This window comes from Pseudogracilibacillus auburnensis (assembly GCF_003201975.1).
GTDB classification, from domain to species: Bacteria; Bacillota; Bacilli; order Bacillales; family Amphibacillaceae; genus Pseudogracilibacillus; species Pseudogracilibacillus auburnensis.
The window spans coordinates 315168-338851 of sequence record NZ_QJJQ01000003.1 but is presented as its reverse complement, the minus strand read 5'-3'; the positions used below and the strand labels follow the sequence as shown (position 1 = coordinate 338851).

At 34.9% G+C, this 23684-nt stretch carries 26 protein-coding genes; 3 read left to right on the top strand and 23 right to left on the bottom strand.

Going from position 1 to position 23684, the window contains the following annotated elements:
- Positions 1-25: 25 nt before the first annotated feature.
- The 5 genes from DFR56_RS06700 to DFR56_RS06680 all read right to left on the bottom strand — a co-directional run bounded on the left by DFR56_RS06700 (position 26) and on the right by DFR56_RS06680 (position 3450).
- Complete coding sequence (locus DFR56_RS06700) at positions 26-247, bottom strand: hypothetical protein (protein ID WP_207521560.1); 222 nt, start codon at positions 245-247, stop codon at positions 26-28.
- 241 nt (positions 248-488) lie between these two features.
- Positions 489-845, bottom strand: coding sequence for an adenosylmethionine decarboxylase (speD, locus tag DFR56_RS06695; protein WP_110394662.1), 357 nt, complete (start codon positions 843-845; stop codon positions 489-491).
- A gap of 1 nt (position 846) precedes the next feature.
- Positions 847-2025, bottom strand: coding sequence for a bis-aminopropyl spermidine synthase family protein (locus DFR56_RS06690; RefSeq protein WP_110394661.1), 1179 nt, complete (start codon positions 2023-2025; stop codon positions 847-849).
- Positions 2026-2610: 585 nt separating this feature from the next.
- On the bottom strand, positions 2611-3243 hold the full coding sequence (locus DFR56_RS06685) for a DedA family protein (protein WP_110394660.1): 633 nt from the start codon (positions 3241-3243) through the stop codon (positions 2611-2613).
- A 21-nt stretch (positions 3244-3264) separates the two neighbouring features.
- Complete coding sequence (locus DFR56_RS06680; protein ID WP_110394659.1) at positions 3265-3450, bottom strand: hypothetical protein; 186 nt, start codon at positions 3448-3450, stop codon at positions 3265-3267.
- 933 nt (positions 3451-4383) lie between these two features.
- Between DFR56_RS06680 and DFR56_RS06670 the strand changes: the two genes are divergently transcribed.
- Complete coding sequence (locus tag DFR56_RS06670) at positions 4384-4626, top strand: hypothetical protein (protein ID WP_110394657.1); 243 nt, start codon at positions 4384-4386, stop codon at positions 4624-4626.
- Positions 4627-6176: 1550 nt separating this feature from the next.
- On the opposite strand, the gene DFR56_RS06665 is transcribed toward DFR56_RS06670, so the two are convergent.
- Positions 6177-6494, bottom strand: a complete 318-nt coding sequence (locus DFR56_RS06665; RefSeq protein ID WP_110394656.1) for a YolD-like family protein — start codon at positions 6492-6494, stop codon at positions 6177-6179.
- A gap of 350 nt (positions 6495-6844) precedes the next feature.
- Between DFR56_RS06665 and DFR56_RS06655 the strand changes: the two genes are divergently transcribed.
- A complete protein-coding gene (locus DFR56_RS06655; protein WP_110394654.1) occupies positions 6845-7309 on the top strand; it encodes a hypothetical protein in 465 nt (154 codons plus the stop codon).
- 132 nt (positions 7310-7441) lie between these two features.
- On the opposite strand, the gene DFR56_RS06650 is transcribed toward DFR56_RS06655, so the two are convergent.
- The 5 genes from DFR56_RS06650 to DFR56_RS06625 all read right to left on the bottom strand — a co-directional run bounded on the left by DFR56_RS06650 (position 7442) and on the right by DFR56_RS06625 (position 13557).
- The gene (locus DFR56_RS06650) at positions 7442-8215 is read right to left on the bottom strand and encodes a M15 family metallopeptidase (protein WP_110394653.1); all 774 of its coding nucleotides are present in this window, start codon (positions 8213-8215) and stop codon (positions 7442-7444) included.
- A 39-nt stretch (positions 8216-8254) separates the two neighbouring features.
- Positions 8255-8659 (bottom strand): phage holin family protein, encoded by a 405-nt coding sequence (locus DFR56_RS06645; protein ID WP_110394652.1) that lies wholly within the window; start codon positions 8657-8659, stop codon positions 8255-8257.
- 73 nt (positions 8660-8732) lie between these two features.
- Positions 8733-9230 carry a hypothetical protein gene (locus tag DFR56_RS06640; RefSeq protein ID WP_146214257.1) on the bottom strand — a complete coding sequence of 166 codons (498 nt, stop codon included), beginning with the start codon at positions 9228-9230 and terminating at the stop codon, positions 8733-8735.
- A 390-nt stretch (positions 9231-9620) separates the two neighbouring features.
- Positions 9621-9944, bottom strand: coding sequence for a hypothetical protein (locus tag DFR56_RS06630; protein WP_110394649.1), 324 nt, complete (start codon positions 9942-9944; stop codon positions 9621-9623).
- Between the two features lie 13 nt (positions 9945-9957).
- A complete protein-coding gene (locus DFR56_RS06625) occupies positions 9958-13557 on the bottom strand; it encodes a phage tail protein (protein ID WP_110394648.1) in 3600 nt (1199 codons plus the stop codon).
- A 69-nt stretch (positions 13558-13626) separates the two neighbouring features.
- Here DFR56_RS06625 and DFR56_RS06620 point away from each other — a divergent pair, with 69 nt between their 5' ends.
- Complete coding sequence (locus DFR56_RS06620) at positions 13627-13905, top strand: hypothetical protein (protein WP_110394647.1); 279 nt, start codon at positions 13627-13629, stop codon at positions 13903-13905.
- A gap of 62 nt (positions 13906-13967) precedes the next feature.
- On the opposite strand, the gene DFR56_RS06615 is transcribed toward DFR56_RS06620, so the two are convergent.
- The 12 genes from DFR56_RS06615 to DFR56_RS06560 all read right to left on the bottom strand — a co-directional run bounded on the left by DFR56_RS06615 (position 13968) and on the right by DFR56_RS06560 (position 23684).
- Positions 13968-15431, bottom strand: coding sequence for a distal tail protein Dit (locus DFR56_RS06615; protein ID WP_158525520.1), 1464 nt, complete (start codon positions 15429-15431; stop codon positions 13968-13970).
- Positions 15424-18831, bottom strand: coding sequence for a phage tail tape measure protein (locus tag DFR56_RS06610; RefSeq protein ID WP_110394645.1), 3408 nt, complete (start codon positions 18829-18831; stop codon positions 15424-15426). The genes DFR56_RS06615 and DFR56_RS06610 overlap by 8 nt, the downstream gene beginning before the upstream one ends.
- An 11-nt stretch (positions 18832-18842) precedes the next feature.
- Positions 18843-19037, bottom strand: coding sequence for a hypothetical protein (locus tag DFR56_RS06605; protein ID WP_110394644.1), 195 nt, complete (start codon positions 19035-19037; stop codon positions 18843-18845).
- Positions 19034-19342, bottom strand: coding sequence for a phage tail assembly chaperone G (gpG, locus tag DFR56_RS06600; RefSeq protein WP_110394643.1), 309 nt, complete (start codon positions 19340-19342; stop codon positions 19034-19036). Before gpG ends, DFR56_RS06605 begins: the two co-directional genes overlap by 4 nt.
- 10 nt (positions 19343-19352) lie before the next feature.
- Positions 19353-19922 carry a major tail protein gene (locus tag DFR56_RS06595; protein WP_110394642.1) on the bottom strand — a complete coding sequence of 190 codons (570 nt, stop codon included), beginning with the start codon at positions 19920-19922 and terminating at the stop codon, positions 19353-19355.
- A gap of 3 nt (positions 19923-19925) precedes the next feature.
- Positions 19926-20246, bottom strand: coding sequence for a hypothetical protein (locus tag DFR56_RS06590; protein WP_110394641.1), 321 nt, complete (start codon positions 20244-20246; stop codon positions 19926-19928).
- Positions 20243-20605, bottom strand: a complete 363-nt coding sequence (locus DFR56_RS06585; RefSeq protein ID WP_110394640.1) for an HK97-gp10 family putative phage morphogenesis protein — start codon at positions 20603-20605, stop codon at positions 20243-20245. The genes DFR56_RS06590 and DFR56_RS06585 overlap by 4 nt, the downstream gene beginning before the upstream one ends.
- Positions 20605-20943, bottom strand: coding sequence for a phage head closure protein (locus DFR56_RS06580; RefSeq protein ID WP_244916438.1), 339 nt, complete (start codon positions 20941-20943; stop codon positions 20605-20607). The genes DFR56_RS06585 and DFR56_RS06580 overlap by 1 nt, the downstream gene beginning before the upstream one ends.
- On the bottom strand, positions 20930-21247 hold the full coding sequence (locus DFR56_RS06575; protein WP_110394639.1) for a head-tail connector protein: 318 nt from the start codon (positions 21245-21247) through the stop codon (positions 20930-20932). Before DFR56_RS06575 ends, DFR56_RS06580 begins: the two co-directional genes overlap by 14 nt.
- 30 nt (positions 21248-21277) lie before the next feature.
- Positions 21278-21574, bottom strand: a complete 297-nt coding sequence (locus DFR56_RS06570; RefSeq protein WP_110394638.1) for a hypothetical protein — start codon at positions 21572-21574, stop codon at positions 21278-21280.
- Positions 21575-21589: 15 nt separating this feature from the next.
- Positions 21590-22783 (bottom strand): phage major capsid protein, encoded by a 1194-nt coding sequence (locus tag DFR56_RS06565; protein WP_110394691.1) that lies wholly within the window; start codon positions 22781-22783, stop codon positions 21590-21592.
- A gap of 97 nt (positions 22784-22880) precedes the next feature.
- A complete protein-coding gene (locus DFR56_RS06560) occupies positions 22881-23684 on the bottom strand; it encodes a head maturation protease, ClpP-related (protein ID WP_110394637.1) in 804 nt (267 codons plus the stop codon).

The window sequence follows — 23684 nt, the reverse complement described above, 5'->3', positions numbered from 1 at the left end:
TATCACCACTTATAAAGCTAAATTTCTACATTTTCTTTGTTCTCTCTTCTATTCTCTCAATATACCCTTTTGAGAAATGAATCAATTCAATTTTTTGATCATATAACTCTTTGATCTCTTCTCCTACCATTAAACCATACTTGCTATTAATTTGTCTAAACTGATCCATGATATGGCTAAATGCATGCTCCATTTCTTCGTTTGTTTTAGTTGTCATTTTCTCTATACTATTAGTTGCTGTTAGCATTTTTTTCACCGAACCTTTCGATTTCATTTTCTTCATAAACGATTATTCGGTTTTTATATTTTTTATCCTGCAATCATGACAAAACTAGTGAAATAAAGATAAATTCCTTCAAGTTCTCTTAACGTGTTGAAATATGTCATTGCTGTGAATCATTTTTTGCTAATTATTTTCGATCAAAATGATGATTAGCAAATGAATCACTTTTCCACACTATTTTTCGATTACGCTTTATTTTTATCGATCATACTTTTGGTTTTAATCCCCTTATTAGTTCATGACTGTGATTATATTCTGCCTCCAAAGAGCAAATTAAATGTTGAATTGCTAACCCAGGTTGGGTATGTCTTCCACATGTATATATATCAATACTTGCATATCCATGTTCTGGAAAAGTGTGTACACTTAAATGAGATTCTGCTAAAATAACAACTCCACTAACTCCTTGCGGTGAGAATTCATGAAAGAAAACCCCGCATATCGTAGCTTTAGATTTTTCTGCAGCATACGTAAACTCCTTTTCCAAATAATCTTTATCCGTTAGTTTGTGCACGTTACATCCCCATAAGTCAGCTACAATATGACAACCGAATGTGTCCATCTTAATGATCCTCTCTATTACCTTTTTTATGAATGAAGTGAAATGTATGTTGGCTACAATTCGGACAACCTTGATTTTTTAATTTTTCTATCGTTGGAAAGTCACCTTGAATACCGATCAAAATTAATTGTTGGCACATTTTACACTGGTACGTACGTATAGTTTGTTTTATCTCACCCGTATAAAGTGCATCTTCAAAAGAACTAGTAATCTTCGGTGTTGTTTCCTCTGTCGTTTTTAAAATGATCATTTGTCCCCTATTTCCGATAATCTGTGCCCCTTCATATTCATTAAAATCAGGAATAATTTCTTCAAGTGATAAGCCCATTTTTACTATTTCCCTTTGAAATGCCAACATATAATCAGAAGATTTATGGGCAAATGATAAAAAGATCGGTAATCCTTTTTCTTTCTTTAATGCTGTTATTCCGCGGGAGGTGAACAACTCCATCCCTTGCAAAGTATAGGGCGGATCTGTAAAAAAACAATCGTATTGTTCATGAAAATAATTTGGAAGTGGTTGTCGCAAATCTACATTTAGATAATTAATCAATAATCCTTCTCGAACCTTTACATCAGCAATATATTGCAAAAATCGTTCATCATTATCTACAACGGTAATCATCGTTTTTTTATGGTCTTTTTCTGGAAATAAACGTTTAAGAAGGAAGCCGATCGAGACACTGACTAAATCATCATCTCCCACACATAAAATTTGCTTTCCCACTAGTGCATATGCTCTTAAACATAAAATCGCTCGATGTAAACTAGTTTCAGGTGTACATTTAGATTGATCTGTTAGTACGTTAACTTGTGGGCGTGATTGAAATAACTTACTTAGTATCGCTAATATGTCGGCTAGTTCTGTCTTCCAATCATTATTATTAATCATAAGCTTTTGATAAAGCTCTTTATCTAGTCCTCCATATCCCATTTCTTTTTCGATAAATACCATTCCTTCGCTCGTACAATACACACCACGTCCTTGAATTAAAGCACCCGCCTTAATAAGTTCCTTCTTAATTGCTGTTGCAACTGGGACTGGAAGTTGAATGTTACGTGCTAATTTTTTTGTGGAAATTCCTGGGTCTGTATAACATTCAACTAATACTTTTTCAATAACATTCGCTCCTTCTTGTAGCCTGACATTTACTTTTACTTGTTCTATAAGGTTTTTCATTAAATTAGTCTCCCAATGTTAAGTTATATTTTGAAATACGTTGTATAAAAAGCAAAAAAAGGACATAGATGAACAAATTGTCCATCTATGTCCCTTTTCGAAAACACGATCATATCATACATAGTATATCTAGAGCTTCAAAAGCACTTTAAATATACTTAAAATAAAGCCATGCCTAAGAGCACGACTTTTGTAATCAATTGTGTTAGATGGCCGTTATGTTCTTAACTGATCTCCAGCATTCCATTTTTTCCATAACAAATAACCCCCTCTAAGAAGTGGGATTTTGCTAAAAATAGAATGATATAGATAAATTTTGATTAGTTAACAACAATTTCGGACATCAAGACATCCCCTATTATTTAATATACAAACAATTATACTTAATAAATACTACTATTACAATAAGAAAATACTTAAATAATAGTATGTTTGATGTATATTTTACTTAATTACTAATACAGTCCCCTTATGTTTTTTATTAGCCCCTTGATCATGAGGAGATCTGTTTTTTTATGATGCAAAAAAATAGCCGCAAGCTCCCATAGCTTGTGGCTTGTACATTTTGTTTATACGAATAATCCTTTATCTATTTTTAAAATAAGAAAATACAGCTGGCAAGGTAGACATTAAGATGATAATCAAAATAACAACTGAAAAGTTATCTTCCACAATTCGCAGATTACCAAATAGATAACCAGCCATAGTACAGACTAGTACCCATAGCACTGCTCCTACGACATTATAAAAGGTAAACAGTTTATAATTCATGCCACTTGCACCAGCTACAAAAGGTGCAAAAGTTCGAATGAATGGCATAAAACGAGCAATGATTATTGTCTTTCCACCATGTCTATTAAAAAACTCTTCAGCCATATTCATTTTTTCTTTATTGATCATTCTTCTGAAACGATTTTTCTCCATCACAGATTTTCCTACTTTTTGTCCAATATAATAATTGACTGCGTCTCCTAGTACTGCTGCGCTAATAAAAGTAAGTATCAGTATTGACAGACTAAGCGAATCCATTGAAGCAAATGTACCACTGGCAAATAATAAAGAGTCACCAGGTAAGAATGGAAATATCACCACTCCTGTTTCAATAAAGACAATCAAAAACAATACTACATAGGTCCAATGGTCAAACAACGATATTATTTCAAGGAGATGCTCATCAATATGCAATATAAAACTGATTATAAATTTAACTAATTCCATATATTTTCTCCAAAATAATCTTTATCCATATAGCCCGTCACCTTTTATCGCATTTAAGACCAGCTCTTTAATATAGGAAATCCATCCTGCTTGGGTGAAGATACCAACAACAATCATAAACCCAAAAAACATAATTGTTATTGAAAAAATATAGATATAACATTCTACTAGCTGCTTTGTATATTCAGTTTTATTTATTTTTTTCATAAAATACTCCCCTTTATATTTTTGGCTAAAAGCTATTTATGCTTCTGGGGAGATAATTTGATTCATACTTCACAGCAAATAAAAAGCCTATTGACTGTAATCTTCGTAATGAAATATTCAATGTATATTGAATGAGAAAATAGAAGCAGATCAGTATACATGGACTTGAGGGAAATATCGAGTCCTTTGAATAATTTTCACTAGATAAAATAGTCGGCTTCGTTAACTGAGCTGCTGTGAGACTTGAAGATTTATTAGTGGCAGAGATTGTAGTTTCTTCAATTTCCTCAATATCCAGATCAATATTAATCGTATTTATTTGTACATGTAAAAGTAAAATCAAAAAAATACAAAGTGAGAAAAATTGAAGGGTTTTTTTCATTTTTTACCTCCTACCATTAATAGTTGCTTAAAAATTATATAGATACAATATTATTATACATTTTACTTTATTCCTTTGCACTCATAGGTTCATTTTTCTTAATCTATTGACAAAGTAGTACTAATCGACTTGGATCTATCGTTCAGTAACATTTTTAACACTGAAAAGCTGGAATTACATAACTTAGTAGTACTCATAGATGACAATAATAATGAAGACTGTCCTTTATTATTTAGAAGGAATCTACAGGAGTTAAATCAAGAAAAGCTAAATAAAAGATAATTTCCACTGTTCGATCCCTTGTCTCTCTACCAACTGCAACAGCTAGCAACCTTCTCGTTTTTACCTATGATCATAAGACATCCTCCTGAATAAATAGGAGAAGCTTGGTCAATATAAATGTAAAAATTTCTATGTAAGAATCCTCCATTTATTGAATTCTCAGTTTTATTCTTATGGGAATTTTCAAAGTAGACATGCGCCTTTATGACATTAGTGTCATAGCATGTAATTAGTTAGATTATTATTTTTTCAAAAGGAGAGTGAAAGCAATGAACGGTGAAGAATCACATCAACATCATGAAACAAGACATGTACACCATCATTACCATCATCACCATCATCATATGATGCATCCTGGAATGCATCACGAAATGCAACATGGAATGCAACATGGCATGCATCCTGGAATGCATCATGGTATGCACCACGAAATGCAACATGGTATGCATCAAGGGATGCAACATGGGATGCAACAAGGAATGTATCAAGGAATGCATCATAATTCCCGCTAGTATTGGATTCAATCTCTTCCCCTTATCGATGGAAGTTGATCCTCCGTAAGTTATTTATTATGTAATGAAAGGTTCGTTTTCCTGAATCTCAATAATATTATATTTAACAAACAAGTTAATTTTAGAAATGTGTCATTAAAAAATCTAGAGTGAATGTTCTATTCCTCTAGATTTTTTTAAAACCACTTTAAAGTTAATGTCAAAGTATTATGTGACATTTCATATCCTTTATCCCCTCCCTCATTTTTTGATCATTTAAACGCCATCTTTTCTAAAAAGAAAAAGCAATATCCCTCAAATGAATAATTGTCGTTTTTTTCTATATAAGTTCCTGAAACAGGATCTTGCTCTGCCAAAACATACAATCCAACCATCTTTTAGATAAAACTTTTTAAACAAAAATTTTCTATGAGATGGTAAACTTGCTACTGCTTAATTTCTTTTTTAGGAGCCATTTTAAGTTCAGCAAAACAACGAGAACAAAATTTTCAAGAATGATGTTACCTTATTTTCCTATATCGGTGAAGAACCAAAAACGAATAAACCTTTACGTCAACGCTTGAGTGGGAAACGGTTTTTTTATGATAATGTTACCCTCCCCTACATGATTAAACCATATGACCTTTCTAGTTATTATCTAGCGCACGCTCTTGCTGTTAAATGTAAGAATATGTGCAATAAGATTACAAATAATTAAAAATAGAATACAAAACCACTCAAATCTTGTAGCTGAAAGATCGCTTGTTTATAATAACTTTAAATGAATTGTTTCCAGTAAAGGAAAAAGTACTATTCATCATCCTGTATAAGCATCTGTCCACGTAAAAAACGAGATGGATAAAATGAAATTACAGCAAACAACAATTGATGAAAAGATTATTATTTTTTTAAAAGAATGGTACCAAGGATTTACGTACCGTTAGAAGTATAGGCAATTGATATGGAGTCAATGTGTATGAATCATAGTTTTACAGGTATTTATCAAAAAGTAGATGATAAGAGCTTCGGGTTAGCTCCAGATGGATTACGTTACACTATGCTACAATATTAATGGATGAACTTATTCCACCTACGGACATAGCGGATCGATTGGGAGGCTCCTTGGAAATGATTTATCGCGTCTATGCTCATTCAGTTGAAAAAGTAAATGGTGACAAAACTGTGACAGCTTTTAGCAATCGACTTAAAAAAATTTCGGAATAAGTTGTTAAAAATAACCGATTTGGACCTAAGTTAGGCTGGAAAATGGAGTAATTCCTACGATCATTGATATACCAATACGTAAAGAGTTTAATTTACTAGTATTGATATTATAATGTATAATAATTATGGTCATCAAACGTATGTATTTAGTTTATATAAAGCTTTGATATATAAGGGTTTCAATGAAATTCATAAAAACATACGTTTCTATCTAAAGTTGTTTTTGAGGGGCTAATTGGGGCTAAATTTGGGGCAAACAAAATGAGCGTGGACAGATGCATAATATTTAATAGGAGTGACGCAAATAAGCGTCTTTTTTTCTTCATAAAAAATAACCCTTCAACGGGTCATAATAAAGTTACTTCTATTATATGTTCTAAATTTATTTCAATATCATTTAGAAATAATCTTTTATTTAAGATATCGATATGAAGCAAATACCCAACAATAATTTTATGGTCGTGATCTGCAAAATACTTAATCCTTATCTGTAAATCATTTTCTAACGCATCCTGCAGCAACAGATTATTTTCTGCTATCTGCTGTTCATCGATTTCAGGCATTTCTTTATGATCTTGTTCCTCCCACATTTTGTTTAATGCTTCGATGTGTTCAGGCAACATGATCGATGTCCATTTCATCGTACCTCTATCGTTAACTTTCATACTACCGCCCTTTCTTTTATAGGGACAATGGCTAACAAATTATTAATTTTAAAAGTACGTCTTGCTCCACGTAAATAGCAATATGCTGTAAAGGTAGCGCTATTGATTTTAAGAACTCGTATAGTCCTCTTAGTTACTTTACTCTTATCGTCCATGTACATGATCTGCAACGTTCTATTTAATTTTACATACTTTATTAATTCGTTACGCACATTCGTTCCCCTCCTTGACTCAATTATAAGAACGGTTGTTCCTGCTGTCAAGAGGAAATATATTGAAGCTGTTAACCTAAACTTAACCTTCATTTGTTATATTTTATCTAATTAAACAAGATAAAAGAGGTGTTTTTTATGCATCAAGAAGTATTCAAGAAAAACTTTTTTGTGGTTATTATCCTACCTGTTGCAATCTTTGTTATTATGTCGATAGCATTTAGGGGTATATATTCTATAGATGGGTCTGTACCTATTTGGGTGTTAGTATTTTATATCATACCTGTGGCTTTCGCCATTGGTGGTCAGGTTGAAAAAGTAATAGTTGAAGACGGAATGTTATATTATAAACATGGATTTATTATTAAAAAACAAGATGAAGTTTCATTAAATGAGGTCTCCCGAATTGAAGTAAGGGCTGTTAAAGAATGGGTTAAAGACAGTGATGGAAAAAGTGAACTTAAAACGAACAAATATGCTTACGTATTAGGTGAATCAGGTCAAATCTTCTTTACTTTTAATGCTGATTTTATTAGAAAAAGAAATAGACAAAGATTTGAAGATGCCGTAACTACATTCAATCCAACTATCGAGGTATCTTAATAATGTCGTTATTAACCTAGTTAGGGATAAACACACCATAATGTAACTTATTTCAGCAAACAAAAGAGGGCAATTAAGCCCTCTATTTATTTGTCAAAAACAACATAAATTATTCCCAAAATTATTTTTTACTTAATATCCTTTCGATTTAAGCACTGCTTGTAACTTCTTATGTGTATTCGGACCATATACCCCATCAACTTCATACGGTAAGTAAACCATCTGGAATCGTCTAATTGCATCCACTGTTTTAGGTCCTAGTATTCCATCAACAGCACCGCACTTGAAGTAAACAGCATTAAGGGCGCGTTGTAATTGTTTAACGTTATTCCCTCGAGATCCGTTCCTTAAAATACCACTTGGTAATGGGTAAGTCTCCTTTTTGGTATTCGTTTTAAGTTTAGTCACTGTAGCAGAACCAGTTTGCGTTTTAGGTGGCGTGTAAGTTTGTGTTTTCAGTGAGATATTAGGTTTCACTCCTGCTCGCAATTGCGCTAAAGAAAGTCCACCTGTCATTTGGATATGCGGATAGTCTTTAAAACTTTTCCAATCTCCACCCCACTCAAATCCAAGAGACTTTGCAATTTCCACCACTCTCCGCCAGTTTGCATTCACAGTCCAACTAGCGGTTTTTCCCGCTTTATTGGTCAAAAAGAAATCTAATGCTAATCCAAAGTTATGCATAGATTGACCGCCCCGAGCATTTGTAACAATTTTGCCTGGTGCAGTACGCCCTTTTGCATACAGTTTATTTTGTTCAGCATGTGATCGGTAGCCATCGCTAAACAAAACATAAATACCTTCTTTATAAGCACGTCTGATAATTTCTTCAGCACCTTTTTTAATTACTGGATGCACGTTTCCAATACGATTTAACGCCTTATTTACTAAATTTTCAACAGACATTTCAATATCCCCTTTCTAAATTTTAAAAAGAGTAACGATTTATTCGCTACTCTTATCTCCATTTAAGATTCTTGAAATAAACGTCCTAAATAATTCACCTTTTTTACCATCTTCCGTCAATTCTAGATGTGATAAAATCGAATTTATTTCACTGACTAAATATCCAATAAAAAGTGTAACTACAGCTGGTATCGCAATCTTTTCTGGTACAAGTAAAAATGCGACAATCATAAAGAGTACCAATACGATAAAATACATCATCTTTTTAATGATTCCGTAAAGAGCAATGCCACTCTCAAATTTAACATTGCTATTAAACCTAGCATTTACCCATCCAAAACTAAAATCAGTCGTACTTGCTACGATAATAATTGCTAGTAATGCGATTATTAATCGTATTCCTTCTACCTGTGTCAAACCTTCTAACAATGCAACCATATCCATTTATCTCACCCTTCAATTTTAATTTTTGGCATAAAAAAACACCCACAGATGTGAGTGTTGAAAAAGATTACTCTTATTGAAATATCAAAGATGTTCTATTATCAAGCTTCAAAAGTTCTTTTTCACTTTTCAATATGTTCTTATGAAGATTTAGAGACTCTTTTTTAATTTTTAAGAAATTTTCTAAAAAATCATCGTTTATTAAATTCCTTGCGATTTCCCATGCATTTTCTTCTGCACTATAACTATTAAACGCATACTTGTTAAACAACCTTTCATTAAAACCATTATCGTAAATATTTTTTAGCGCCTTTGTCATTTGTGTGTCAATATCATTCAAATCAGGATCCAGAACATGACCTACTTCATGTAAATATATTATTGATGCATACTCTTTTATATCAATATGATTTTCATTTGCGCTCTCTTTCATCAGTATTTCATTTATTAATATTGTAGATTCAACAGGAACATATAAAGCCTCTTGTAACATTTCATTGTCCTTTTTAATTATCAAATTCGATTCCGCATCAGTAAATGAGTCTTTTAGAAATTCAATCAAGTCAACCACCATATTTCCCTCCTTGTCCCCATCATACGACAAGAAGGGAAATTTAACCATAAAAAATACACATTTGAATCAACACTTGTTGCATATCGTAATCCTAGTTACCTACCTTAGAACTATATATAGATCCACTTGTCCTCATACTGCCGTTTTGTTCTCCACAATATGGACATTCGATATACTCTGTCATTTTATTCCCAGGGTAATGATCACCGTGAATTGACCATGTAAAAGGCTTTTTACACTTACCGCATGTAGCTTTGTTCGCGCTAGGGTTTTGCATATGATTATAAATACTCAATTCAGACACCACCTTTTTTTACTAAGCATACCAATACTTAATAAAATGGTAAAGATTTTGTTACATGATTGACTGAGTCGTAAAAATAACGCCTATTCAGCGTTTATCACTTCCTCTTCATTTTGCAATACCTCCAACTCATATTTTAATCTTTCAATTTCTCTTTCCCTCTCAGACAGTTCAGGCACAAAAATAGTTTCACCCTCTTTAACTCTTAATTTTGGAGTGAAACCATCTAAATATAATTCACATTTGTCGATTTGATCTGCTACATAATTATCAACAAAAAACTGAAAGCCTTGGTCTGTGCTAACAACTCTATTTCCAGTTTTTATACTGGTAACATTATCATTTTCATCTAAAACAAAAAAGACTTTAATTCGTCCTGGTGCATTTCTCGAATACGTTTCTATCAATTTAATCACCTTCTTATAAAAAGTCAGTTTGAACAACACGCGGTATTCTAAATCGAGCAATTTGTGTTGCATTATTCCACGATAAATTCCATCCGATTCTAAGATCAATCGTTCTGACTTCATAGCTTGGTTTACCCATGTCTATTATTATATCTTTTACACCCCTATCGCCAAGTTCATAGATTTCATCATAAAACATACTTGTATATCCTGAGGGTGCGGATGTTTCTTCACGTAAATGTAACCTATGCTTACCTACTTTACTATTTACAGCAATTTGGTAAGTGATTCTTAAATACCTTGCACTATGAACGAACTCGTATCTTTGGAATCTAACTGTATAATGCCTGGTAGAATCTCTAATATCTTCTGTTAAAACAGAAGGAGTTCCTCTACCATCCAAACTTCCATATTCTTGTTGGTAAAATCCATTGTCTGGATAGAAAGCTTCAAATCGATGTCCCCCTGTTGACATTCGCCCCATTTCCATAAAGTGCGGATCATAACTACTTATTGCATAATCGTTACGAGTCATTCCGTCAGTCATCCAAACCGCGAGGTCTGGACGAGTGATCGATATACTTCTATCATCGATCGTTACGCGGTTATTACCAATCGTAACTTTCCCTTGTGCATTAACTACAAATTGATCATTAATATTTAATCCGGCAAGTGATTTAATGTGCTTGGCTTCAAGCTTTCCTGTTATATTTACTCTGTCAAAATCTAATAATGCTCTATCCGGTGACAAATTAAGTTCACCAAATGCGCCATTCTTTGATACTTTAGCATTGATTTCTCCTGGTAGAACATCTAATTTACCCTCTGCCGATTTGACACGTCCTTCGACCGAATCTAGATCATCTTGACTAGCTTTAAGTTCTACTTTACCAGCTAGTGTCTTTATTTCGCCTAATGCACTGGATATTGCACCGCCAACGTCTTCGGGTGCAGGACTCCAATCGGTGGCTTTGTTGCCTTTTTCTATTTTAAGATTACTAACGGTAAACCAATCTGATGTATCATATATGCTATAGAATTCTATATCCGTACCATTAGGATGAACTGTTCCTGTATTTCTTGTTACAACGGTCTGAAAACTTAATCTAGTTTTTTCTGTACCAATGTTAGTAAAGGTTTTCAAAGGGTTAAAATAAAGCTCGCCCCGCCTATTCGAACAATAAACTTGAATTCTATCCCCTTTAACCATTTTTATGTCAAAACTTATTGTAATTGTGTCACCGATATTAACTTTTTCTAAAGCATGATTGATATTGGCGTAATACATGTGTTCGGCACGATTACCAGTCCCTGTATACTTAGATAATTCCCCACCTTCAAACAAATTCCTATTCTCATACTCAAGCCCATCTAAATCAGCCCTAACTTTACTAACGCTAGTAACAACACCTTCTGCGGTAGTCTCAATCTCACCGACTTTCTCAGTTAATGAATTATTTATTAGGTCTACTTTCTTATCATCAGCTTTAAGACCAATAGCTTCCTCATTTTGACCGATACGGGTGCCATAATCATCTAAATAATTTATAATACCATTTTGATCTGTTGTATATTTGGTTATTCCTACATAGTTATTTAAACGATTGTCTATTTGTTCTATTGTATAAACAGTAGAGCCATCTGCTTTCTTTTCAATTTCCGAGAACATGTCCTCTGGTGCAGGACTCCAATCGGTGGCTTTGTTGCCTTTTTCTATTTGAACCGCATCAGTAAGTGTTTTCTCATCCCCTCTAAAATCTGGGCTATTTCCACTAGACCTAATCTGTATTTGGCGTGTCTCATTTGTAACTGTAAAAGTTACTTGAAGCCTTTCCCATCCACTAGTAACTTCTGCTTTTCGATCCGAGGAAGCAAGTGTATTGTTGTCTGCATCCATAATACGAATTTGGAGCAAAGGTCTATTATCTTCATTTGATAAAATCTGATAATATAAGCTAGCTGTATAAGTGCCTTCTTTTAAAACTATATCTTGTCTTAAAATAACATACCCTGTGCTTTCAACATAATTACTTCCAATATACCCATCTCCACTAACAACTCTATTACTATAAATGTCAGTAATAGATAAGAGCCAGTTGTCAGAACCTTGACTAAAATCGCCATTTCTTATATAATTCCTTCCACCAATTTGCAGATTATCAATCGCATGAACAAGTTGCCCATCCACATACTCAATAGGCGCTCTTTCCGAAATATCGTTAGCAATAGATTGCATTTTATTTTCATAAACTTCTTTTGCTACAGCATACAACTTCGCTTGATCTAATGCACTGTTAGCTTTTTGTTCGGACACTTTTTCCGCATAAGATTCAACGTCAACTTTAATTAATGCATCTTGTTCTACAGCATATTCTTTAGCATTTTTTTCAGCAGTAATTCCTGTTGCTTCAGCAAATGTTTTGCCATCCTCGAATACTTTCTCGTCTTTATTATCAATGGTTAATCTATCGTAGGTATGTTCAACCATTTCGTAATAGCTAACTCTATTTTGTATTTGCTTTTTTAGCTGCTCCCAAATGGCATGAACCTGTTCCTCTGTGTATTCGATAAAGTCACCTAATACAATGCTTTTCTTCTCATTTGATTTAATTGATCTTTCTTGTTCGAATACTCGTGCTTCTACATAAAGTGGTGGATTAAACGATGTATCCTTTATTTTAATCGTGTCACCAAATCTAATTTTTTCGTGGTCTAATCCCGGTACTTGTTCTAAATCAACTATTTCACATTCATATGTTACTTGCGTATTTATACGTTTATTTAATGCAGTACGTGTATAACGTCTTGCTTCTGTTACAGTCATTTCGCTACGTTCTGATTGAATTTCATATGCTTCAATTAAATGATTAAGATTACCATGGTCATCATACCAACCCCATCTTTCAAGTGCATCAAAGTCTTCAACCAGTACCTCAATTCGTGAACCGTCATCTTTTTCGGGACCTAATCCTAAAAGGGCTGTTACAACATCTTGCTTTTCCACACGTCTAATTCCAACTAAATCCTTGCTGAACTTGGACTCTCTACCTTGCCATTCTCCGATACGTTCTAAAAAGTCAACATAGCGACCTGTTACTTTTCTACCGTCTGTTTCAATACGGAAATGTAATTCAACATCAAACTCTTTAACGATTTCACGTAAATTTTCATACGGACTTATATGTTCATTTATATTTATCGTTATATCACCAGTGCCTTCTACGGTGCCGACTTGCCAACCTGTTTTATTTAAGGCTCTACCTGCATGTTGTGAGATTGTGCCTTTAAATGTATTCGGATATATGACATTTAATTTCTTTAATTCAAGATATGAAGCATGGGAAAACACCTGTACTTTTAAACCTTCCGTATCACGATATTTCGGTACTTCAAACATGACAAATTCACGATAAGAACCATCTTCATCTGAAATAATAACTCTGTTTCTCTTTTCTAAATGTTGAGAGTATGAACGATCTGCAAAGGCAATGAATTCAAATGTTTCAATATTATCTTCAAGCGATCGTTTATGACTATCGGTTATAATATCATCGCTAATGATATAATCTAGTATTTCGTCTGTTTGCCAGTCTAAAATATGAATCTGTGACATAGTATCCTCCTTTCTTGCAGGACTTTTGACCCCTTATGTCGAATGATGACGATAAGGGAGGTGAATAGAATGAAATTAGAAAACAAAATTAACTTAGATGACATAATAAAGTTATCACACATGGAAGTAATTAATGATTTGATCAAAGAATCAGCAGACGTTTTAACTAAAGGTGGTGTTCAGTCAAAAATTGATCCGGAAAATGTCGCTGAAGTTATTAGCGAACAATACAAACGACTATTCATAAAAGAATTCACTAAAAGATACTATGATACTATTTCTGACAAGTTTGAGATTGTAGATCGACTTGAGGAAATAGTTGAACAGCTAGAAGCTTCCCGTCTATAAAAACTCTCAACTTTTTGGTCACTTCTGTGACCTCTTTTTTTCTCATCAACTCTCCCACCCCCTCACAAATACCTGTTTCTAAACGTGACCTTCGTATTAAAACTATCCTCCGGTGTCACAATCAACATATTTTCACCTTTTTTGAGCGTAAAAAAAGAAGCACCAAAGTTTTTTAGATCCTTCCTTGATTCTCCATTTAGTCGTATGTCTTTTTCAGCATGATCAAATTCTATAACATCACCAGGATATAAAATGTAAGGTGTCTGATCTTCGACAATTCTTGCTAACTCAAACACTTCTACGCTATTAATTCTTAATCTAGCAGGATTTGGTCTGTCTTGGTATTTACCGATGAATAGCGTTATATATTTCAATTTCCCTTGATACAGGTTATTTACATCATTATAAGTAGCTGTAATATTGCGTCTGTGTTTTCTGTTGTACCATTCTGCAATATAGAAAGTGTACCTTTTCCCTTCTCGTTTAACGCGTAGATACATTAGTGTCGTTTCTCTTGAATCATCGTAGGAGTAGTTATGTTTACCAATTGCATAACCATTCTTAGAACCACTACCACGATATGGACCAACACGTCCTAAACCACGTCTACGTAAATAACTTCTATTATCATCTTTGATTCCTAATTTACCCAACATATTCATATTTTCATCATGAAAGTAAATTTCCATTCGGAAGTTTTCTTCTGGACGTCTTGAAATAATATCAAACGTTGTTTCAATTTCAAAATCTTGTAGGGTTTTTGGTAGTTCTTTCATAACAGCTGGTCCATGCATCCGATTACCAGTTCCGTAAGATTGGGTTCTAATCCCTGCATCATCGGTCATCATACTACCACTAACATCAATAAAATAATCATCTGTCATATCAGATGTTGGTAACCACGTATCGATCATACTTCCGTTTTCGTATAATACACTAACACGTTTATCAATAATTTGTTCGTGTCCATCCTCATCAACTGGTTGTCCAACTAGGTTATATTCATCGTCTTGATTTGACACCATCGCAAATGTAGTTTTTTTCGTAGCTTCTAATTCAAATATTGGATCTGCTTTAGCTGTACCTTGATTTTCAATAGTTACAATATCGGCTGGGAAGGTTAATGTTTTTTCAGGTCCATATGAATACGGATCAGCGCAAAGAAATGTAATTACCCCTCTACGTTGATCCACAAATTTACTAAAATCTTCAATGGTACCTTCAATTTCAGCGTAATATGTTCGACCTGGTTCATCATCAAATTCTAAAGGTACAGCTTCATTGGTGACAAGCCATGCTGCTAATTCATCCTTTAATTGGAGTGCATGTTCATCATTGTCAACAACAAATCCAATCGGCTGTGTAATATATAAAACATCTGTTTCTTTGCCGCTAACATAAGCACCAGCTTTTCCATTAACTCTAATTAAATTATTTCTTATTGGAGCAAAGGGTGACTTCTGCCTACCTTCCAATAAGTGAAGCCAAGGCTTTTTTTGTCCATTAAATGTCATTGATTTACGCAAAATTCTCCCTAACCCCCTTATTCCGATCTTGTATTTCTGTAACATAGCGTTCTATTGCCTGTCCTGCAACTCGTCCATCTATTTCACTTGTAACATGAAGCTCGATTACAAGTGGCTGACTGTCATTTGATTGTTTAGGCTGGTTTAATCGGTTAACAATTCTATTCGTTTCAGCACCCATATTTGTACCTTGAGCATATCCAGGCATATTATTTAATGCTCTTAAAATCCGTTTTGATTCGTTATGGGTAAAGACCTCATATCCTGCTGGTCTGTCGTACATGCCAAAATTAAGCATCTCCCAACGATTACCTAAACGACCTAATTCATAGCCTTCTTCTCCAGCCATAAATAACCCCCCCGGATGCCCCCCGGGAGGAGTACCGTCTTTATATCCTAGGCCAGCACCGCCTCCAACAGCTGTGTTAAGTTTTATTGTTCTGTTTAACGGCTTGGTTAATGCTCCATCTAAACTAGCTATAGAAGGTGACGGTTTTAAATTTATAGTTTTATTTATATCTTTGTCGAGTTCCTTATTCATCTTCTGCGCTTCTTTTCTACCTGCGCCAATCTTTTTATTTGTGTTATCTTGTTCTTTTCCGATGTTTTTGAGGTTATATTTACCGTCAATCAAAAAACGGTTACTCTTACCAAGAAGATCATTTCCTTGTTCTTTTTTCTTATTAGCTTCTGATTGGTAGCCAACTTCTTCTTTAATTCTATCCCTTACATCTTCATGTTTACTTATTGATTTATTTAAATGTTCTAATGTATCGTCATATAGACCTAGACGTTTTTCTTCTTCTGTCATGTTGGATAAAATTTCGGATCGCTGTTCCTTTAAACTTTCGATGGTCTCATCCAATTTTTTTAGACCCTCTCCTTTTTCAAAGTTTAGGTCAACTTCTGATAAAATTAGATCAGCCATTTGCGCTTCAATCAGTTGTAATTTTTCCAAGTCTTCTTTGTTCAAGTCGATCTTTTTGACAATTTCATCACGTTGTTTTTGTAACCCATCTATCATATCTCTAACTTCGCCAAGTTGCGCTTGATTTAATGCCACTCTTTCTTCTTCTAATGTTGAAATTTCATTATGGGTAAGTTTTTGATTTTGTAATTCCTTTTCAATTTCTTGGAGTCTGGAAACCCTCTGCTCTTCACTCATTAACTGTGCATCAGTTAAGAATTTTAATTCATTGTCAATAATAGCTAATTCTTCTCGTAATTTCGTTTGTTCTTTCATTATCTCTGCTTCACGTTCTAATGCTTTCGCACGCTCGGCTTTTAACTCAATCATGGCCATTTCATTTAAATTATCAATATATTTCTGTACTGCATCTGTGGATTTTACAAGCGCATTACCCTGTTTAGTGTAAGATTTCTCAACTTGTGGAGATTGTTCAATGATCCCATTATTAGCTTCAATTAGTCTTTCTATTTCTTCTTTAGTCATTCCGGACTTTTCTGCTAATTCCTTATATTCATCTTTTAATTCCGCAACTAAGGCTGGGTTCTGGGTCCTGTTTAGTTCGGATTGAATGTCCATCAATCGTCCGAATTCTTCTGTAGTTAACCTACTTTTCATATTTAATTCATTGTATTCATCAACTAGTGCTTGGAGTTCATCAGCCTGCGATCTATAAGATTCAGCTAGTTCGGTACTGATTTCTTTATTCTTTTTAGATTCCTTATGCAGTAAATAAAAGCCAGTAGCCAGCCCACCAATAGCAACCGTAGCTAAACCAACAGGACCTGCAGCACTCCCCATTAAGCCAATACGACCAAGTAGTCCTGCTCCACCAGCTTTCCCTAACATTCCTGCTACTTTACCACCTACACGTAATAGTCCACCCACACCAGTAACAAGATTACCCATTACTAATACAACAGGACCAACTGCTGCAGCAAATGCAGCCATTTTTATTATGTTCTTTTGAGTACTGTCATCTAATTCTCCAAACTTACGAACTAATTCAGTACCCCACTTAATCCCATCTGTTAGTGCTGGAATAATATGTTCAGAAAATGCAATACCCGCTTCTTCTGCAGCCGATCTAAATTCACGTAAAGCACCTCTAGCGTTATCTTCCATAATTTCTGCCATTTTTGCAGCTGCGCCTTCCGAATTCTCTAGTTCCTTGGTGTATTTTTCAAGTTCCTTTGAACCACGATCGAGTAGCGTAGACCATCCAGCAGTCGACTCTGAACCAAATAAAATAGCAAGGGATGCAGCTCTAGTTTTGGAATCCATATCGCCTAAACCTTTTTCAAGTTCTCCAACAACCTGGTGCATTTCTTTCATATTTCCATCAGCATCGAATACTTTAATTCCTAAATCTTTAATAAGGTCTGCTGCTTCACCAGTAGGGTTTGCAAGCCTTAATAATCCTTGTCGCAATTGACGTCCAGCTTGTTCCCCTTGAATCCCTGCATCTGACATAAATCCAACAGATGCAGCTAGACCTTCAATTTCTAATCCTAAAGTTGAGAAAACAGGTGCTGCATACTTGGCAGCTCCACCTAATTGTTCAACATTAGTATTGGCGCTTGCAGCTCCTGCAGCTAAAACATCAGCAACCCTACCAGATTCGCTCGCCTCATATTTAAACGCACTTAAAATGTTGGACGCGATGTCGGCAGAACGTCCTAAGTCCATACCAGATGCTGCAGCTAAATCTAACAGACCCGGCATACTATCTAGTATTTCATTAGTCTCAAATCCAGCCATAGCTAAAAATTCCATTCCGCTTGCTGCTTCTGTTGCACTAAAACGAGTAGTCGCACCTAAGTCACGTGCTTGTGATTTAAGTTTTTCAAAGTCCTCACCAGTTGCCCCAGAAATCGCCTGGACCTTTGACATACCTTCTTGGAAGTCCATGCCAACTTTTACTGCAGCACCACCTAAACCTAGAATGGGAGCAGTTACACGCATAGACCAAGAACGACCAAATGAAGTCATCCCTCGACCAATATCTTGCATTTTTCTACCTGTTTCATCTAAACTTTTACTTAATTTATTCCACGGATTGGTCTGTCTTTGAATTTCAGCAGTAATACCTTTTAGAGCATTTTCTGTTTTATTCATTTCAGCTTTAGCTTTTTGGTAAGCTATATTAGCCTGTTGTGTTTCTTTAGAATTATCACCGGTTGCCTTACGACTCTCTTCATAGCGGCGTCTTAATTCAGCGACCTGTTCGCGTTGAACTTTAAGTGTCCTATTTAATACATCTGCTTTAGATCTTAATTCTGTAACACCACGAGCAAATCCAGTTCCAGAAGAAGTAACGGCTTTTTGCTCATGCTTTAATCCTCTTAATTCTCTATTTACACTAGCCATCGATTGTTGAAATTGTGCAGAATCAAGAGATATTTTTGTTTTTAGATCACCTACATTAGCCATATACTCCCTCCTTAGAATAATTTGATTTGATCGATGTAAGTTTGCTCTTCGCTATATAAAGACAAATAAAAATGGATGTCCATCTCGTCTATTTGTCCGAGTGTCCATCCACTTTTTAATAGTGTTTTATATAAAGGTTTCATTACTTCGTTTTCCATTGTTTTTGCATATTCAATAAGGGAAGCACGCCTTTCTTCTGGCGTCACTTCCCCTTTTCGTTTCCCTCGTCAACTTCTTTTTTTGGCTCTTGCCCAGTTCTTACAAAAATAAAAACTTTTCCGAATGTACTAATCAATTCATAAGATTTAATTCCCTCTAGGAACTCGTCTATCGTAAACTGCTTACCAAAGACATCACTAACAAATCCTGCAAGTTTCTTAATATTTTCCACTGACATATCGTTATAATCAATTTCTTGATCATACTCCATCATTTTCAATAAAAACTTTGCAGATACATGTCCTGGGGTAAATGTTTTGTCTTCTCCATCAATTAATAATGTTAAATGCATGTTTTACCTCCTAAGCTTCCGGCGTTTCTTCGTAAGGTGTATCAAACCAATTATCAAAAATAGACTTGTCAATTTCTGAATCATCATCATCGGCATCATTTCCATATAGTCGATCAGATTCTCTACGAATAAAACGTCCTGTCGTTGTTGGAGTTTGAAATGCAGGTGTTTCTTGTTTTGTTTCGTAATTCGATTCTGGTAGTGTGAATTTCCCTTTATAAAGAACAACATATCGATAAGCGCCATTAGCTTTTTCTGAACGAAAAGCCAATGCTCCATATGGTGGTCTGTCATCTTCGCTATCAACTAAAACCCCATCGCTATTAATTTTCTTACCGAACATAACGGATTGTGATTTTTTGGACAAGTCGTCGGTTTGGACTGTAACTGTTGTGACACCTCGTGCATCCGCTGTTGCCGCAACCCCATCTTCTGCCCTTAGTTCAGCGCTATTAAAACTAGGTTGTACATTGGCTTGCATGGCCTTTCCGATTCTTATTCCAGTATCATAGGTTGTTTCTTCTTCTGTGTCTGTCAAAATAGGGAAAAAGTAAATATCTCTTAATCCAATAGTTGCCATTCATTATTCCTCCTCAATAATGTAAAATCTTAAAATCTTGTGAAAAAATTTAGTGTCAGTTTCGTACCTTTGATCTTCAAAATTTCTTTTAAATCCTGCTTGTTTCATAGCTTGTTTAATTTCTTTTGTTAACTGGATGTAGTCCCATTTCGTGAACAAGTCTAATTGAACATAATGAGTAACATATTGCTCATTATCATCAGTATCAAATGGGACAGGTGGCAAAAAGAAAAAGCGAATGTAAGTATCATCGCTTCCTTCGTAATCCTCAAATGCAACATCAATATCGACTGATTTTAGTGCATCAAATATTCTCTTGTTCATACCATCAACCTTTGACGTATCTTATCAGCTATTGCTCGTTCAATTTTCATCTTACTAGCATTAAAAGCTGGTCCCATAAATGGACGGGCGCGCATTTTAGAAGTTCCTACTTCATGGAAATATCCATAATAAGCTTTACCTTGTTGTTCTACATAAACCTCTGCTTCTCCATCTTTGACATCTGATATTTCAACATGCATTTCTAGGTTTCTTGTTAGTTTAGGCACTCGTTCTTTTGTGGCTTTTTGCATAACCTTTGCACCTTCAAGTACGGCCTCATCCTTGCCCTGTTCAACTTGATGGCCTGTTCGTTCTAATTTATCAATCAAATCATCTATTCCAATAAATTCAAATTCCATTATTCCACCGCCTTGCAAAAAACGGTCATTGTAATGTTTTGTCCATCGTCATTTTCGATTGATTCAATCTTATGTTCAATGCCACGCCATTTAATTTTTACATGTTTTGGCCTGATTCCATCCATGAGTATTTTTTGATAACGAACAGTAAATTCCCTATTATGTTCACGGTTAGTTTGTGCAGCTTCATAAAATGTTTTTCCTTTTAATGTTTTAAGTGCACCCCATGCCTTTGAATAAATATCAGTACCAGGTACAGGAAATCCATTTTCATTTTTTTCTAGTGGCTGGGTAAAAAGCAAACGCTGATCAAAATCACCTGGATTAATTGGTTTCATTTGAATCACCCACATAGCAGTAACGCAATTCCCTTAAAATACTATCTAATGAATGTGGTATCTCATAGGATGCATTACCAATCCTAAATGCTTGCCTGTTGTCATACCAATGTTCGACTAATAATGCACACGCTTGCTCAAATTGTTCTTTTGCATCGGCATTTGAAAAATCGATATGGCCAACTTTATTTTTAATGCTTATTTTTGCACGTTGATAAAAATTCTTTAAGTCGTTCTCTTCTTCATCGTCAAGGTAATCAATACGTAAATACCGTTTTAATTTTTCTAATTCTTCTTTAGTCATAACATCACCTCAATTAAGAAGAGAGCGATATTACTCGCTCTCCAACAGTGATTCGATATGTTCAATTACACCCTTACGTTTTTTGTCCTGTTTCTCCTCATGAAGCAATTGATTCAATTCATAAGGCCCTAGTTCGGATGTAATCGCGTTTTTAGTTTGCTGCACATTGCCATCAAGTAGAGAGGGTTGTTCTTTGATCTCTTCACCGACAAATTTTAATTTTTGAAGTTCTTTAATACGTGATTGACTTCCTTCATAAACAGAATCGATATTATAGACTTGTTTTGTATGCTTATCGCGGAAACGTTTAATTACTTTAACTTTCAAGTCACTCCACTCCTTTTATCCTTCTGGAATTTCTTCTGGTGCAGGTTTAGTAATATCAAGTTGAGCATAGACAACTGCTTCTTCATCCCACTTTGTTACATCCTCGCGTTGAATTGCTCGGAATTCAGTAGTATTTGTTCTCCAAGCCTGTCCACCTTCTTTAGTCATGTCGATAGAAAGTTGTTTTCTATCCCAAAGTACGACTGCCTCTTCTAACGCACCGATAATTACTGGAGCGAGGTTAGCTTCGGTTTTGATTGTCTTATTAGAAAGAACAACAACTTGATATCCGTGAAGTAATTTACCAGTTGGGCGTGTTGGGTCTGGCTGTAAAAGTGGACGTCCATTGCCATCTTCTAATTGGTCAAGGTAGTTAAATCCATCTTGGTTAGTGTAAATTCTTGTATCGTCCAAGAATGCAGGGTCTAATTCAACGTTTATAATTGTCTTAATACCTTTGTAATCATCTAACTTCTTTTTAACAAATCCGTTAACCACTTGTAGAATCAAATGGTTGTCAGTAGCTTTACCTTTCTTGCCAATCCAATCAATCAAATATTCTTCTAGTGCCTGGTCGGCATCATCTAGAACATTATTAGGTACTGGCAAGAATCCAGCATAATCTTCAATAGCATACGACAAACGGTCAAATTGCGGTGATTCGATTTCTTTCATTGCATTTGGGTCACCGTATTCACTTAGCGGTGCAAATGGTGTATGCTCAGAGCGTTTTTCTAGCGTTCTAGCACCTTTATTAGTAGATACAGGAACAACAGTTACATATTGCCTTAAATCGTCTCTAGATTGGCGCAATTTATTAATCTTAGTCTGAATGTCTTCAGGAATTATATAACCGCCATCTTCACCTTCTTTAGAAGATAAGCGAGCTTTATATTGGTCCATGATGTCTAATTCTTCATCAGTCATTGCTTTTCCACGAATAGCTTTGAAAAACAACCCTTTATATTCTTTCGCTTCGTCCTTCTTTGGTTCTGGTTGCATCTGTGCGCCATTGTTATTTACGTCTGGTAAAGTAATCCCTTGAAAATCTTTTTGTAATGCTATAAAGTTATCAAGTTCCGATTTCTTTGCCTTTGCTTCATCAAGTTTCGCGCGTGCTTCCTTTTGCTTTCCTTCATCCATTAAAGCTTGTGCAGCATCTTTTAAATCAGAAACATCTTGACGTAATTGTCTTTCACGATCTGTCATTCCTGCATCGGCAAATACACCTAAAGTATTTCGTTTCAAGTTCATTAATGCTTGTCGTAAATTTTTCATTATTTAATTACCTCCATAAAAAATAGACCTATAAACTTAACAGGTCTAATTCGTTTTGTATTTTTATTTTTTCTAACTCGTCATCCGTTTTGCTTTGCGGCTGTGGTTTCGGTTCTGACTTTGGTTCATTATTCGACTCGACTTCCAACAGTGACTTAGGCACATTTTTATATTGCTCTAACATATGAACTGCACTTGCTGCAATTTGTGTTTTTCCAGTCAGATTTATATTAAAGTATTCTGATGCTTGATCTGCATCTAACCAAACGTCAACCTCTTCAGTAATCCTATTCGTTAGAGTATCAATATCAATTCCTTCACGTAAGTTTTCCTTATAAATATTTGTCATTCCAATATTTATCGTGTCCAGATCATTGGCAACCTTACGCAATTCATCGGCATTACCCCATAACCCGGCTAATGGTTTATGAATCATCATAAAGGCATTGGATGGCATGTAAACTTCATCCCCAACAAGAGCGATAATAGATGCCATAGATGCAGCAACTCCATCGATATGAACAATTTTCTTGGCTTTGTTGCGCTTTAACATATTGTATATAGCTAATCCACTAAATACTGAACCGCCGGGACTGTTAATGTAAATGTTTAATTCGTCTAGTCCCTCTACCTTTTCAAGTGCTTCTTTTACATCATCCGGCATCACATCTGATTCGTCCCACTTCCAATCTGTGTTATCGACAATTTGTCCATAGATGTAAAGTTCTGCCGATGTGTCGGTGAGGTTCTTTACTGTAATAAGATTACTTTTATTCTTATTAATAGGAGTGACACTGTTTACAATTGGATAGTGTAGTTTATTTTTAATCAT